Below are 13,570 nucleotides of genomic sequence, written 5' to 3'. Positions count from 1 at the left end.
CCACGCCCTAGCGCGCCGGCTTGCGTTCGATCGGGTCGATATCGATCGCCCGCAGGCGGCCGAGGCGCAGCACGTCCATGGCGAGCCGGCGACCGATCCGATCGCGGTCGAGCACGCGGATCAGGTCGTCGACACCGTTGATCTCGACGCCATCGAGCCTGATCACGACGTCGCCGGGCAGCAGGCCCGCCTTTGCCGCCGGACCGTCCGGCTCGATCTGCATCAGGAGCGCGCCCATCTTGTTCTCGACGCCGGCGAGCACCGCGTGCCGCCGTGGGACCGGCGCGGTCTGTCCGGCAACGCCGATATAGGCGCGGCGGACATAGCCGTGGCGGATGATCTCCGACAGCACGAATTGCGCGGTGTTGCTGGCGACCGCAAAGCAGATGCCTTGCGCGCCGTTGATGATCGCCGTGTTGATGCCGATCACCTCGGCGTTCGACGACACCAGCGGCCCGCCAGAATTGCCGGGGTTGAGCGCGGCGTCGGTCTGGATCACGTCCTCGATGGTGCGCCCGCTCACCGAGCGGATCGAGCGGCCGAGTGCCGAGACGACGCCTGCCGTCACGGTGGATTCGAAGCCGAGCGGATTGCCGATCGCGATCACGAGCTGGCCGCGCCGCAACGTCTTGGAGTTGCCGAGCGCGGCATAGGGCAAGTGCCGCACGCCATTGGCGCGCAGCAGCGCCAGATCGGTGTCGGGATCGACGCCGAGCACCTGGGCGTCGCCGACATGACCCTCGACATCGCGCAGCCGGATCTCCTTGGACGTGTCGACGACATGGCTGTTGGTGAGCACGAGCCCGTCCGGCGAGATCACGATGCCGGAGCCGAGCCCGCCGCGCTCGCGTCTATCGGGCACTTTCGGCCCGGTCTCGACCCGCACGACCGCGGGCCCGACCCGGTCGGTGACGTCGATGACGGCATTGGAATAGGCGTCCAGCAGCGCCCGGTCACCGACCGGGGCAGCCGCCGCCGTTCGCGATGACGGGGCGTCATCGGCGATATCTGAGGTGAAGTCCAACATGGCAAGAGTCCTTGAGCTCACACAGATGGTGGCCTGTTCCCGCCGACGCAAGTGGCCCGCCCGGAGCGCAGGGCCGGACTGCCCAAATGGCTAGGGCGTCCGCCTCAGCGCGCCGCCTCTTGCCTTGACCGGATCGAGCAGCGACCAGTCTCCGTTCGGAAGCACATGGCCCTTGGGGAATGGCGCGCGTAGCTCGATCCCGAGCGAGCCCAGCACGCGGTCGTCGCGGTAGTAGCATTGCAGCACGACACGGACGAGGGTTGCGGCGGCAACGCCGCCGGAAGTGCGGAACTGCTGGGCAACGCCGTCACGCGCGGCGGGCTCGAGATCGGCCAAGGGCATGCCGGCCAGCCGCGCCAAATGATCCAGCGCCGCCACGACCTGTTTTTTATCGCGGCCGAGCGTTGCCAGGATGTCGGCCTGGATGATGTCGTCGTCGGCGCCCGGAATGCGATATTCCTCGCTTGGAGGAATGATCATCGCGGCGATGGTGCGGAGGTCATCGCGCTGCCGCGGCGTGAGGGTGAGTTGATCAGACATGGCGTGCTCGCGTGCGGCGATGAAGGTCTGCTCCCTCCCCCGCCTGCGGGGGAGGGTTGGGGAGAGGGTGTCTCCACGGAGGGACTCCCCCAGAGGAGAGAACCCTCACCCGGCGCTCCGCGCCGACCTCTCCCGCACGCGGGAGAGGTGCAGCGAGTGCGTGGCTGAGTCTGAACATCATCGTTCTCAATCAAACAAATTGGCGAGGCGCTGCTTCATCTGGTCGGCGATGTAGAGCGCGAGGGCCTGGATGGTGGAGGTCGGGTTCACGCCGCCCGAGGTGACGAAGATGCTGCCGTCGACGATAAAGAGATTCTTCACGTCGTGCGAGCGGCCCCATTCGTTGACGACGGAGCGCTCGGGGTCGGTACCCATGCGCGCGGTGCCGAGCAGGTGCCAGCCGCCCCAGGGGATCGGCGAGTTGACGCAGATGTCGGTCGCGCCCGCCGTCTCGAGAAACTCCCGGCCGCGCGCCAGCGCATGCTCCATCATCTTCCGGCTGTTCTCGCTGATCGTGTAGTCGACCCTCGGCGCGGGAATGCCGTGGCTGTCCTTCAGCACCGGATCGAGCGTGACGCGATTGTGCTCCTCGGGCAGATCCTCGCAGATTGCGGAGAAACCGAGCCGGTGGCCGTTGAGCTTGCGGAAGACGCGGTGATGATCCTCGCCCCAGGGCAGAATGCCCTTCTGCTCGCTCACGACCGCTTCGAACACCGGCCCGGCCCCGCGCACGAACTGAACGCCGTAACCGCGCACGAAACCGCGCGACAGGTCCGTGTCATACCATTGCTTGCTCCACAGGCAGGTCGGCGGCGCGCGATTAGAGTCGGTCGGCTCCTTCACATAGCCATAGATCTGCGCATAGGGGTGGAACATCAGGTTCTTGCCGACGAGACCCGACGAATTGGCAAGCCCGTTGGGGAAGCGGCCCGATGCCGAGTTGAGCAACAGCCGCGGCGTGCCGACGCCGTTGCAGGCGATGACGACGACATGCGCGGGCTGGAACTGCTCGACGCCGTCCTTGTCATAATAGACCACGCCCGAGGCCATGCCGTTCTCGTCGGTGGTGATCTCGCGCACCCGGCAATGGGTGCGCAACTCGACGCCGGCGCGGATCGCCTGCGGCCAATAGGTGATGTCGGTCGAGGATTTTGCGCCTTGCGCGCAGGCCGGGGTGCAATGGCCGAGATTGATGCAGCGCGCCCGGCCCTCGTAGTCCATCGTCGCGACCGTGGTGTCCGACGGCCACCAGTGCCAGCCGAGCTTGTTCATGGCCTTGGCGATGATGGCACCGGACAAGCCCATCGGCTGCTGCGGCATGGGCGGATGCGTCAGCGGCGAGAGCGGATCGCCTGACAAGCCCGACGTGCCCATCATGCGGTCGTTCTCTTCGAAGAACGGGGTCAGTGCGTCGTAGTCGATCGGCCAGTCGTCGGCGACGCCGTCCAGCGTCTTCACCTTGAAATCGGAAGGATGCAGCCGCGGCCAGTGCGCGGTGTACATTACGGTCGAGCCGCCGACCGCGTTGTAGTTCACGACCTTGATGGGAGAGTTGTCGTCGTTGATCGGATAGTCCTCGGGCCGGCCGCGGACATTCGGGCTCGACGACCATTCGCCGTAGAACTTGGCCTCCCAGTCGCGGCCCGTGCTGGGATATTCCGCCGGGTTCATCCAGCCGCCCTGCTCCAGGCAGAGGATGTGCATCTTGGTCTCGGCCAGCGACCACGCCACCGCCGCGCCCGAAGCGCCGGCGCCGATGATCAGGACATCCACGGGGTCTTTCATCGCAACCTTGTCCTCCCCCTCGCCGCTTACCGGGCGATTCGGCCTTTCGCGCGTCGCGAGGCCGGCGAACGATAGGGGCAGAGCGACGGCGGAGTAAAGCCGCGGGGCGGGAATGTCGCACTTCGCAAGGCGCAGACCATTGGTCTCGCGACATCCGGATGCTAGGAACGGGGCGCACGAGCCATCGACAGCGAGACCGTATGTCCTTCCAGAAATTCTTTGCAGCCACCCGCGCTTTTGCGCTCGTTTCGTTTCTCGCCTTGGCCGGATTTCTGGCCTCGTCCGGACCGGTTTCCGCGCTGACCGGCGCCGCGACGGCTCGTGACGGCAACTCGGTCCAGCTCGGCGACGTCACCTACCGGCTCGACGGCGTCGACGCGCCGGAGCTGGATCAGGTCTGCATCGACGATCACGCTGATACCTGGACCTGTGGTATCGAGGCCCGCGACCAGCTGGCGAAGCTGATCAACAAGCGGACGGTGCGCTGTGACGATGTCGGCCCCGAGAAGAGCTTCGGCAAGCGCCACCGCGCCATCTGCACGGCCGAGGGCGACAAGACCAGCCTGAACGAGCAGCTGATCAAGCTCGGCTTTGCCCTCGCCCGCGAGCCGATCAAGGCCAACGTCAAGCCGGCGGCCAACGAGGCCAAGACGGCGGCAGCCGGGATCTGGAAGGGCTGCTTTGTTGCGCCGCAAGATTTCCGCAGCGGCAAGAAGGACGGTGCACTGCTGGGGGCCGCCTGCCGGCCCGACCGCGACAAGGAGATCCGCGCCGTGCTGTTTCCGGAGGAGCTGACCATGCCGCCCAGCTGCAGCATCAAGGGTAAGCTCGCCGTGCGCGCCCGCGTCACCGGCAATATCGGCATCTATCATCTGCGCGGATGCCCGAGCTATCCCGCAACCACGAAACCGGATCGCTGGTTCTGCTCGGAGGACGACGCCCAGGCGGCCGGCTTTCGCAAGGCCTACAATTGCCGGCGGCCAAAGTGAAGAACCCCCGTCACACATCCGTGAGTGGTAGTCCGAGACCGTATTGATCCGGAATTGAACTTCATCGGCGGTTGCTGCATTTGTAATCCTACGCAAGAGCCTTGCGCGAGCGTTTCCTTGGCAGCAATCCGGCTTCGGCCGATTGTCTTTGCTTGGGCGTTTCCTCCCTAGACTTGGGCCGCTTGTCACAAACAAGCGGCTCTTTCTTTTGTGCGGCGCTTCAAACCGAGCCCGTCATGCCCGGGGCTTGCCCTGGCTTGCCCCGGGCATCCACGTGCTTCGTGCGTGGAGCAGGGCGTGGATGGCCGGGTCAAGCCCGGCCATGACGATGCGGCGAGATCAAAGCATCAAGCTTACGACTTACTCTCTGCGGTGCGCGCTACTGCCGCATCATGATCTGGTCCATCGGCGGCATGTTGGCGTTGAGATGCGCCATGATCCAGACCGTCCCGCCCACCACCAGGAACACCACCAGCAGCCCGAAGGCGAGCGCCAGCACGTTGTTGGTGTTGTCGGGGCCGGTGGTGATGTGCAGGAAGAATACGAGGTGCACGCCCATCTGTGCGATCGCAAGCACGATCAGCGCGACGGGAATCGAAGGCTGCCAGACCAGATCGGTGCCGGCGATGAAGAACGACGTCGCCGTGAGCAACAGCGCCAGAACAAGACCGACGACATAACCCAGGATCCGCTCACCGACGCTATGCTGCTCTTCCTCGCCCGGTGCGAGGTCGTGCCCGGCCGGAATATGCGTCTGATCGCTCATGGGGCACCCCCAAGCAGGTAGACGACGGAGAACACCCCGACCCAGATAATGTCGAGTGCGTGCCAGAACAGCGCAAAGCACATCATCCGCCGCAGCACGTCGGCGCGAAAACCTTTTGCGAACACCTGGGCCATCATGGTGAGGAGCCACAGCACGCCGGCGGAGACGTGCAGGCCGTGGCATCCGACCAGCGAGAAGAACGCGGTCAGGAACGCACTGCGCGACGGGCCGTAGCCCCGGGCGACAAGGTCGGCGAATTCGCGGAACTCGATCACCAGGAAGATGAGACCGAGCACGCAGGTCACGCTCATGCCGAGATAGAACCAGAACCGGTTGCGCACGTCGGCGGCGATGCTGGCCATGCCGCAGGTGAAGCTCGAGAGCAGCAGGCAGACCGTCTCGATCGCGACGTTCCTCTGCTCGAAGATCTCCGCGCCCTTGGGGCCGCCGGCGGTCTGGCCGGATAGCACCGCATAGGCTGCGAAGAAGCAGGAAAACATCACGATATCGGAGAGCAGAAAGATCCAGAAGCCATAGGCGGTCACGATCCGCTTCGGCGCGGGGCCGGGATGCTCGATGACGACGCCGATGTGATGGGGATCGGCATGCGCGTGGCCTGCGGTCGCGGTCATCGCCATCAGACCGCTCCCGCCATGCTGACGAGGCTGCGCCGTTCCTCGATATTGACGCGGTCGATTGCTGCGACCTCCTCGGCCGGGATGACGTATTCGTCATGGTCGCGCCAGGCAAACACGACGAAGGTCGCGAAGGCGCCAAGACCGCCCAGGATCACCATCCACCAGATGTGCCATATCAGCGCGAAGCCCATGATGGTGGCGAAGAAGGCGCAGACGAAGCCGGTGGGAGAATTGCGCGGCATCTCGATGTCCTGATATTCGGGCGCTTCATGCTCGAACGATTGCTGCCGGGCGTGCGCCTTCATCTCCCAATAGGCGTCCTCCCCTCGCACATCGGGGTTGAAGGCGAAATTGAACACCGGCGGCGGCGACGAGGTTGCCCATTCCAGCGAGCGCCCGTCCCAGGGGTCGCCGGTGCGGTCGCGCAACGCCTCGCGATTGCGGATGCTGACCACGAGCTGCACGATCTGGCAGATCACGCCGATGGTCAGCACGGCCATGCCGAATGCAGCGATGATCATCCAGGGCCGCCAGGCCGCGACGTCATAGTGCTGCATGCGCCGGGTCATGCCGAGCATGCCGACAATGTAGAGCGGCATGAAGGTGACGTAGAAGCCCGTGAAGGTGAACCAGAACGCCGCCTTGCCCCAGCGTTCGTCGAGGCGGAAGCCGAACGCCTTCGGAAACCAGTATTCGAAGCCGGCGAACGCGCCGAACAGCACGCCGCCGATGATGACGTTGTGGAAGTGCGCGACCAGGAACATGCTGTTGTGGAGCATGAAGTCCGCTGGCGGCACCGCGACGAGGACGCCCGTCAATCCGCCGATGATGAAGGTGACCATGAAGCCGACCGACCACAACATCGGCGTCGCAAAGCGGATGCGGCCGCCATACATCGTGAACAACCAATTGTAGATCTTCACGCCCGTGGGGATCGCGATGATCATGCTGGCGATGCCGAAGATGGCGTTGACGTTCGGCCCCGCCCCCATCGTGAAGAAATGGTGCAGCCAGACCATGAAGGAGATGACGCAGATCGCCATGGTCGCAAGCACCATGGAGCGGTAGCCGAACAGCGCCTTGCCGGAGAAGGTCGAGACCACCTCGGAGAAGATGCCAAAGGCCGGCAGCACCAAAATGTAGACCTCGGGATGGCCCCAGGCCCAGATCAGGTTCATGAACATCATGACGTTGCCGCCGGCCTCGTTGGTGAAGAAGTGGAAGCCGAGATAGCGGTCGAGCAGCAGCATCGCGAGTGTGGCCGTGAGGATCGGAAACGCGGCGACGATCAGCAGGTTCGAGGCCAGCGTGGTCCAGCAGAACATCGGCATGCGCAGATAGTTCATGCCCTTGGTGCGCAGCTTCAGCACCGTCGTGACGAGATTGATCCCGGCGACCAGCGTGCCGACTCCGGAGATCTGCAGCGACCAGGCGTAATAGTCGACGCCGACGCCGGGCGAATAGGACAATTCCGACAGCGGCGGAAAGGCGAGCCAACCGGTGCGCGCGAATTCGCCGACCACGAGGGAAACGTTGACCAATAGCGCGCCGGTCGCGGTCAGCCAGAAGCCGACCGAATTGAGCGTCGGGAAGGCCACGTCGCGCACGCCGAGCTGGAGCGGCACGACGAGGTTCATCAGCCCGATCACGAACGGCATCGCCACGAAGAAGATCATGATGGTGCCGTGCGCGGAGAAGATCTGGTTGTAATGCTCCGGCGGCAGATAGCCCTGCGACTGATAGGCCACCGCCTGCTGGATCCGCATCATGATGGCGTCGCTGCCGCCGCGCAGCAGCATCACGGAGGCGAGCAGGATGTACATGACGCCGATGCGCTTGTGATCGACGCTGGTGATCCATTCGCGCCAAAGATAGGGCAGATGTCCCTTCACGACGACCCAGGCCAGCATGCCGAGGATTGCGACCAGCACCACCGCGCCGGCGACGAGCGGAATCGGCTGGTCGAACGGGATCGCCGACCAATCGAGCTTACCGAGCATCGTGGCCTCCACTGTGCGACCGGCCTGCTTCGGACGCGAGCTCCGGCCCGGGCCCGGGCGGGATGTGCTGTGTCGCGATCAGGTCGAACAGGCGCGGATCTTCGAGACGGTAGGTCGGCCGGCCCCGCTCGACACCCTGCTGCATCAGCTCCTTGTAGCTGTCCTCGTTCAGCACCGCATCCGTCTTCGCCGTATTCGCCACCCAGTCCGGAAAGGCGAGCGGCGAGATCACGTTGACGTCGAACATCATGTCCGGGAAACCGTCGCCGGAGAAATGCGCGGACAGGCCCTGAAGCTTGCCCTCGTTGTCGGCGCGCAGGTTCAGCTTCGTCACCATGCCGTTCATGGTGTAGATCATGCTACCGAGCTGCGGGATGAAGAACGTGTTCATCACGCTCGACGATGTCAGCTGGAAATTCAGCTCGGCGCCAGTCGGCACCGTCAGCGTGTTGACGGTGGCGATGCGCTGGTCCGGATAGATGAAGAGCCACTTCCAGTCGAGCGAGACGGCCTGGATCCGCACCGGGCTGCCGGTGCCGGGCACGGGCGCTGCGGGATCGAGCTGGTGCGAGCCGATCCACGCGACGCCGCCGAGCAGGATCACGGTGAGCGCCGGAATCGACCACACCACCATCTCGACGCGGCCGGAATAGACGAAGTCCGGCTGGTAGCGCGCCCTCGGATTCGAGGCGCGAAACCAGAACGCAAAAGCCAGAATCGCGAAAATGGTGGGCACCACGATCACGAGCATGATGAAGACGGAATCGACCAGGATGGTGCTGTTGGCCGCAGCCACGGGCCCTTGTGGGTCGAGCAGATTCATCGGCAAGCCACTGGCGGTTGGGAAGCCCCGGGACTGAGCCTAGCGTGGGAAAGGCTCCGCGACAAACGCAGCGACGTCGGATCGGTTCCTGGACTGCAACGGGCAGCCATGCGCAACGGGCCGTTGCCGCCGCATGCAATTCCGTGTGATGTCAATGACATGAATGCGGAAGGCGCGCTCTTCTCTCCCAGGAGCGCGATTGCTAGTCTGCACGAAATAATGACGAGGGCGGGAGTGAGCCGAGATGCGCTTGAAGGACAAGGTCGCGATCGTCGTCGGGGCCGGGCAAAGCCCCGGCGAAGGCATGGGCAACGGCCGCGCGACTGCGCTCACCTTCGCACGCGGGGGCGCCAAGGTCTTGTGCGTCGACCACAATCTGGAATCGGCGCAGGAAACGGTCATGATGATCGCCGCGAAAGGCGGCACGGCGGCACCCTTCAAGGCCGACGTGACCAAAGCTGCGGACATCAAGGCGATGGTTGCGGATGCGCAATCGCGCTGGGGGCGGATCGACGTGCTGCACAACAATGTCGGCGTCAGCCTCGCCGGTGGCGACGCCGAGCTGCTGCAATTGACCGAGGAGGCGTTCGATCGCGTCGTTGCCGTCAATCTGAAGAGCTGCATTCTCGCCGCGAAGGAAGTGATCCCGATCATGCGCGCGCAGAGAAGCGGCGCCATCATCAACATCTCGTCGATGGCGGCCATCACGACCTATCCTTACGTCGCCTACAAGGCGACGAAGTCGGCGATGATCGCCTTCACCGAACAGCTCGCCTACCAGAACGCCGAATATGGCATCCGCGCCAACGTCATCCTGCCCGGCCTGATGAACACGCCGATGGCCGTCGACACCCGCGCCCGCGAATGGCACAAGACCCGCGCCGAGGTCGAAGCCGAACGCGACAGCAAGGTGCCGCTGCGCAGGAAGATGGGCACGGGCTGGGACGTCGCCAACGCCGCGCTGTTCCTGGCGAGCGATGAGGCGAATTTCATCACCGGCGTGACACTGCCGGTGGATGGTGGCGCGAGCGTGAGACGGGGATGAGGGCTGCTTCCTTCTCCCCTTGTGGGAGAAGGTGGCGCGAAGCGCCGGATGAGGGGTTTTCTCCAATCGCACAACCGTTCGTGAGGATGGAGACCCCTCACCCGGCTCGCCGCTACGCGGCGAGCCACCCTCTCCCACAAGGGGAGAGGGTGCACTGTCACTGCCGCATGCTTGTCACCCGCCAGATCGTGCCGTTGCCATCTTCCGAAACCAGCAGCGACCCATCCTTCGCCACGGCGACGCCCACCGGCCTCCCCCACACCTCCGTGTCGTTCACGACGAACCCCGTGACGAAATCCTCGTACTCGCCGGTCGACTTGCCGTCCTTCATGCGGATGCGGATCACCTTGTAGCCGGTGCGCTTCGACCTGTTCCAGGAGCCGTGCTCGGCGGCGAAGGCGTCGCCCTGGTATTCGGGCGGAAACTGCGTGCCCTGGTAGAACGTCATGCCGAGCGAGGCCGAGTGCGGCTGGATCAGCACGTCGGGCACGGTAACCTTCTCCTTGAGGTCCGGACGCGCCCCGGCATGGCGCGGGTCTTCATTGTTGCCGATATAGAACCACGGCCAGCCGTAGAACGCGCCCTCCTTCACGGTGGTGACGTAATCGGGCACGAGATCGTCGCCGAGGCCGTCGCGCTCGTTGGTCGAGCACCAGGGCAGCCCGGTCTGCGGCTGGATCGCGAGGCCGACGCAGTTGCGGATACCGGTGGCATAGATCTTTCGCTCCTTGCCGTCGGGATTGAAGGCCAGCACCGCGGCGCGCTCGGTCTCGCTGGCCCATGTGGCGCCGAGCGGCTGCGTCTTCGACCAGGCCTCCAACCCGCCCGGCGGTGTGCCCATGCCCTCGGCTACATTGCTGAGGGAGCCGACGGAGACGAGCATCCGCTTGTTGTCCGGCGTGAACACGATGTCGCGGGTGGAATGCCCGCCGTCATGCGGCAGGCTCGCGACAATCGTCTCCGCCTTGCCGCGCGCCTTGAGATCGCCGGCCTGGTAGGGAAAGCGGACGACGCTGTCGGTGTTGGCGATGTAGACCCATTGCGGATTGTCGCCATTTGGAAAGAAGGCGATGCCGAATGGCTGCCGCAGGCCGCTGGCGAACACCTCGTTGGTCGCGACCTTGCCGCCTTCGCCCGCGCGCAACACGCGGACGGTGCCCGCCCGCGTTTCCGCGACGAACACATCGCCATTCGGCGCCACGCGGATGATGCGCGGCGCGCGCAGGCCTTCGGCGAACAGCTCGATCTTGAAGCCCGCCGGCACCTGCAGCTCGGCCTCCGGCGGACGCGGCACCACGCGCGACGAGCTCGCAACCGATCGCGTGGCGCCGGGCCTGACCAGATCCTGCGGGCGGATCAGCCTGACCTTGCCGGGCTTGTCGGCGCGCCAATCACCATAGGCGTCCTTGCCCTGCAACACCGGTTCGGCGTGTGCGCCGGCCGCAGCCGCCACCAGCAACGCTGCGAGCATCGCCACGAACGTTGTTCTGTTGCTCAATTCGTCGTCCTCCGCCATGCGCGTGTCGTGCGTCAACGCCGATCACCCGCAAAAGATCTGCATCGAGTTTGGCGCTGCCGAATCCCACGTCAGTTCATGCCCGCACGATGTGCATCAGCCGCAGCCCATCATACTGGAAAATGCGGTTGAACGGTGCGACACATTGTGAGGGCGGCGATCGCCGGTTACGGTGATTGAGGCTGCGGCATCCAGGTCGCGCCGATGGGGAGATCATGTGGGGATCCATCATATCGGAATGGGCGAGCCTGCTGCTGCGCTGGCTGCACGTGGTGGCCGCGATCGCCTGGATCGGCAGTTCCTTCTATTTCATCGCCCTCGACCTCAGCCTGAAGCCGAAGGCCGGCCTGCCTGACGGCGTGCAGGGCGAGGCCTGGCAGGTCCATGGCGGCGGCTTCTACAGGATCATGAAATACCTGGTGGCGCCCAGCCAGATGCCGAACGAGCTGACCTGGTTCAAATGGGAAGCCTACACCACCTGGCTGTCCGGCTTCGCGCTGATGGTGGTGGTGTATTATCTCGAGGCCGACCTGTTCCTGGTCGACAAGTCCATCCTCGACCTCACGCCATTCCGGGCCGGACTGTTCAGCTTCTGCAGCCTCGCGCTGGCGTGGCTGCTCTACGAGGCCGCCTGCCGCACCGGGCTCGCCCAGCGCGAGCTGCCCTTCGCCATCGGCGGCTATCTGTTCCTGGTCGCGCTCACTTACGCCTTCACTCATGTGCTGAGCGGACGCGGCGCCTTCAACCAGATCGGCGCGATCATCGGCACCATCATGGTGGCCAATGTCTTCGCGCTGATCATCCCGAACCAGAAGAAGATCGTGGCCAGCCTGATCGCCGGACAGGCGCCCGACCCGAAGCTCGGGAAAGCCAGCAAGGAGCGCTCCGTCCACAACAACTACCTGACGCTTCCCGTGGTCGTGCTGATGATCAGCAACCACTATCCCCTGCTCTATGCCACGCGCTTCAACTGGATCATTGTCGCGATCATCCTGGCGCTGGGGCCGGTGATCCGGCACTTCTTCAACGAGCGCCATGCCGGACGCAAATCGCCGTGGTGGGTATGGGGCGTGGCCGCAGCCGGCGTGATCGCGATCCTCCTCCTCTCCGCCGCCGGCCCGCGCGAGGTGAAGACGGGCGCATTGTCGACGCCGGTCACGGTCGCCAATGTCGAGGAGATCGTGATGTCCCGCTGCAGCATGTGCCATGCAGCCGAGCCGGTCTGGGCCGGCATCGTCACCGCGCCCAAGGGCATTTTGCTCGACACGCCCCAGCACATCCATCGCAACATCCGCCTGATCGGGCGGGTCGCGGCATGGTCGAATGCGATGCCGCCGGGCAACATCACGGAAATGACCGGCGAGGAGCGCGCCGTCCTCGCGGCTTATATCGAGCAGGTGCGCTGAGGCGCGGCGGACAGGGATGCGTTGCTCGGAATGAAATTCCGCATCTCCCGCCGAATTGAACATGACTTTGAAAATGACTTGGCCGCCTATCCGGCGTAGACATGGCCGGCAGCCGCCGGCGCGGCGCAAAGTCAGCTTGCAATCGGGGATTAGAACAGTGGCCCTCAAGAACGTCATCGGTATCGACCACGCCGTCGTCATGGTGAAGGACCTCGACAAGGCCGCCGACAACTACAGGCAACTCGGCTTCACGGTCTCGCCGCGCGGCACCCACAGCGCGCATATGGGTACCGGCAACTACACCATCATGTTCGACCCCGATTACATGGAGCTGCTGGGCGTCCTCGTGGCGACCGAGCACAACGCACCGGCCCGCGCCTTCGTCGAGCGCCATGGCGAGGGCATCGAGCGCATCGCTTTCACCGCAGTCGATAGCGCCGCCGGCGCCGAGGAGATCCGTGCACGGGGACTTGAGCCGATCGGCCCGACTGATTTTGAACGCCCCGTCACGCTGCCTGATGGTACGATCTCGGCAGCGAAATTCCGCACCTTCATGTGGCCGACGGCGGAAGCGCCGGGCGGCGTGCGCATTTTCGCCTGCCAGCACAAGACCCGCGGGACCGTGTGGATTCCGGAATTGATGAGGCACGCCAACGCAGCTAGGCGGATCAAGCAGACGCTGATCGCAACGCCGGAGCCGGCGCAGGACGCCGCGCACCTCGCGCGCCTGATCGATCGCGAGCCGCAGGCTGAGGCCGATGGCGCCGTGACTGTACCTTCCGGCGGCGATCGCGCCGACTTCGTCTATCTGACGCTGGACCAGCTCGCCAAGCGCTATCCCGGCGTGCCGCTGACCGGCCTCTCCGAGCGCGGCGGCGCCGCGCTGGTGCTCGTCAGCGGCGATCTCGCGGCCACCGAGAAGGCGCTGGGATCGGCTGCCGTACGGAGCGGAGCTGCGATCTGCGTGCCGCCGGCCAAGGCCAACGGCACCCTGCTCGCCTTCGTTGCCGGCTGATTTGAACCAATTCTTTAAGG

At 65.0% G+C, this 13,570-nt stretch carries 12 protein-coding genes; 4 read left to right on the top strand and 8 right to left on the bottom strand.

What is annotated here, in order from left to right; all coding sequences use genetic code 11:
* Positions 1-7 precede the first annotated feature (7 nt).
* The 3 genes from N2604_RS14190 to N2604_RS14180 all read right to left on the bottom strand — a co-directional run bounded on the left by N2604_RS14190 (position 8) and on the right by N2604_RS14180 (position 3,352).
* Positions 8-1,027 carry a S1C family serine protease gene (locus N2604_RS14190; protein WP_260375245.1) on the bottom strand — a complete coding sequence of 340 codons (1,020 nt, stop codon included), beginning with the start codon at positions 1,025-1,027 and terminating at the stop codon, positions 8-10.
* Positions 1,028-1,117: 90 nt separating this feature from the next.
* Positions 1,118-1,567 carry a hypothetical protein gene (locus N2604_RS14185; protein ID WP_260375244.1) on the bottom strand — a complete coding sequence of 150 codons (450 nt, stop codon included), beginning with the start codon at positions 1,565-1,567 and terminating at the stop codon, positions 1,118-1,120.
* A gap of 186 nt (positions 1,568-1,753) precedes the next feature.
* The gene (locus N2604_RS14180) at positions 1,754-3,352 is read right to left on the bottom strand and encodes a GMC family oxidoreductase (protein WP_260375243.1); all 1,599 of its coding nucleotides are present in this window, start codon (positions 3,350-3,352) and stop codon (positions 1,754-1,756) included.
* 200 nt (positions 3,353-3,552) lie between these two features.
* On the opposite strand from N2604_RS14180, the gene N2604_RS14175 reads away from it, so the two are divergent.
* The gene (locus N2604_RS14175; protein ID WP_260375242.1) at positions 3,553-4,341 is read left to right on the top strand and encodes a thermonuclease family protein; all 789 of its coding nucleotides are present in this window, start codon (positions 3,553-3,555) and stop codon (positions 4,339-4,341) included.
* A 379-nt stretch (positions 4,342-4,720) separates the two neighbouring features.
* Here the strand turns inward: N2604_RS14175 and cyoD are convergent, their stop codons facing one another.
* From cyoD to N2604_RS14155, 4 genes are read right to left on the bottom strand one after another with little or no spacing between them, the layout of a single operon-like run.
* Positions 4,721-5,107, bottom strand: a complete 387-nt coding sequence (cyoD, locus tag N2604_RS14170; protein ID WP_260375241.1) for a cytochrome o ubiquinol oxidase subunit IV — start codon at positions 5,105-5,107, stop codon at positions 4,721-4,723.
* A complete protein-coding gene (locus tag N2604_RS14165; protein WP_260375240.1) occupies positions 5,104-5,745 on the bottom strand; it encodes a cytochrome (ubi)quinol oxidase subunit III in 642 nt (213 codons plus the stop codon). Before N2604_RS14165 ends, cyoD begins: the two co-directional genes overlap by 4 nt.
* Entirely contained in the window at positions 5,745-7,745 is a 2,001-nt protein-coding gene (gene cyoB, locus N2604_RS14160) for a cytochrome o ubiquinol oxidase subunit I (protein WP_260375239.1), read from the bottom strand. Before cyoB ends, N2604_RS14165 begins: the two co-directional genes overlap by 1 nt.
* Positions 7,735-8,568, bottom strand: a complete 834-nt coding sequence (locus tag N2604_RS14155) for a cytochrome ubiquinol oxidase subunit II (protein WP_260375238.1) — start codon at positions 8,566-8,568, stop codon at positions 7,735-7,737. The genes cyoB and N2604_RS14155 overlap by 11 nt, the downstream gene beginning before the upstream one ends.
* A gap of 244 nt (positions 8,569-8,812) precedes the next feature.
* Here N2604_RS14155 and N2604_RS14150 point away from each other — a divergent pair, with 244 nt between their 5' ends.
* Positions 8,813-9,613: an SDR family NAD(P)-dependent oxidoreductase gene (locus N2604_RS14150; RefSeq protein ID WP_260375237.1), complete on the top strand. Its 801-nt coding sequence runs from the start codon at positions 8,813-8,815 to the stop codon at positions 9,611-9,613.
* A 157-nt stretch (positions 9,614-9,770) separates the two neighbouring features.
* Here N2604_RS14150 and N2604_RS14145 read toward each other — a convergent pair whose 3' ends face one another.
* Complete coding sequence (locus tag N2604_RS14145; protein ID WP_409241734.1) at positions 9,771-11,084, bottom strand: PQQ-dependent sugar dehydrogenase; 1,314 nt, start codon at positions 11,082-11,084, stop codon at positions 9,771-9,773.
* A 260-nt stretch (positions 11,085-11,344) separates the two neighbouring features.
* On the opposite strand from N2604_RS14145, the gene N2604_RS14140 reads away from it, so the two are divergent.
* Both N2604_RS14140 and N2604_RS14135 read left to right on the top strand, forming a co-directional pair.
* A complete protein-coding gene (locus N2604_RS14140; RefSeq protein ID WP_260375235.1) occupies positions 11,345-12,535 on the top strand; it encodes a urate hydroxylase PuuD in 1,191 nt (396 codons plus the stop codon).
* Positions 12,536-12,692: 157 nt separating this feature from the next.
* Positions 12,693-13,550: a VOC family protein gene (locus tag N2604_RS14135; RefSeq protein ID WP_260375234.1), complete on the top strand. Its 858-nt coding sequence runs from the start codon at positions 12,693-12,695 to the stop codon at positions 13,548-13,550.
* Positions 13,551-13,570 lie beyond the last annotated feature (20 nt).

Source organism: Bradyrhizobium sp. CB1015 (assembly GCF_025200925.1).
Lineage (GTDB): Bacteria > Pseudomonadota > Alphaproteobacteria > Rhizobiales > Xanthobacteraceae > Bradyrhizobium.
This window is presented reverse-complemented; position numbering and strand designations above follow the sequence as displayed.

Excerpts from the sequence above, each read along its gene's own strand:
- N2604_RS14150 (WP_260375237.1), top strand. The coding sequence starts at position 8,813 with ATGCGCTTGAAGGACAAGGTCGCGATCGTCGTCGGGGCCGGGCAAAGC.
- N2604_RS14185 (WP_260375244.1), bottom strand. The coding sequence starts at position 1,567 with ATGTCTGATCAACTCACCCTCACGCCGCGGCAGCGCGATGACCTCCGC.
- N2604_RS14140 (WP_260375235.1), top strand. The coding sequence starts at position 11,345 with ATGTGGGGATCCATCATATCGGAATGGGCGAGCCTGCTGCTGCGCTGG.
- N2604_RS14165 (WP_260375240.1), bottom strand. The coding sequence starts at position 5,745 with ATGGCGATGACCGCGACCGCAGGCCACGCGCATGCCGATCCCCATCAC.
- N2604_RS14145 (WP_409241734.1), bottom strand. The coding sequence starts at position 11,084 with ATGCTCGCAGCGTTGCTGGTGGCGGCTGCGGCCGGCGCACACGCCGAA.
- N2604_RS14175 (WP_260375242.1), top strand. The coding sequence starts at position 3,553 with ATGTCCTTCCAGAAATTCTTTGCAGCCACCCGCGCTTTTGCGCTCGTT.
- cyoD (WP_260375241.1), bottom strand. The coding sequence starts at position 5,107 with ATGAGCGATCAGACGCATATTCCGGCCGGGCACGACCTCGCACCGGGC.
- N2604_RS14155 (WP_260375238.1), bottom strand. The coding sequence starts at position 8,568 with ATGAATCTGCTCGACCCACAAGGGCCCGTGGCTGCGGCCAACAGCACC.
- cyoB (WP_260375239.1), bottom strand. The coding sequence starts at position 7,745 with ATGCTCGGTAAGCTCGATTGGTCGGCGATCCCGTTCGACCAGCCGATT.
- N2604_RS14180 (WP_260375243.1), bottom strand. The coding sequence starts at position 3,352 with ATGAAAGACCCCGTGGATGTCCTGATCATCGGCGCCGGCGCTTCGGGC.
- N2604_RS14190 (WP_260375245.1), bottom strand. The coding sequence starts at position 1,027 with ATGTTGGACTTCACCTCAGATATCGCCGATGACGCCCCGTCATCGCGA.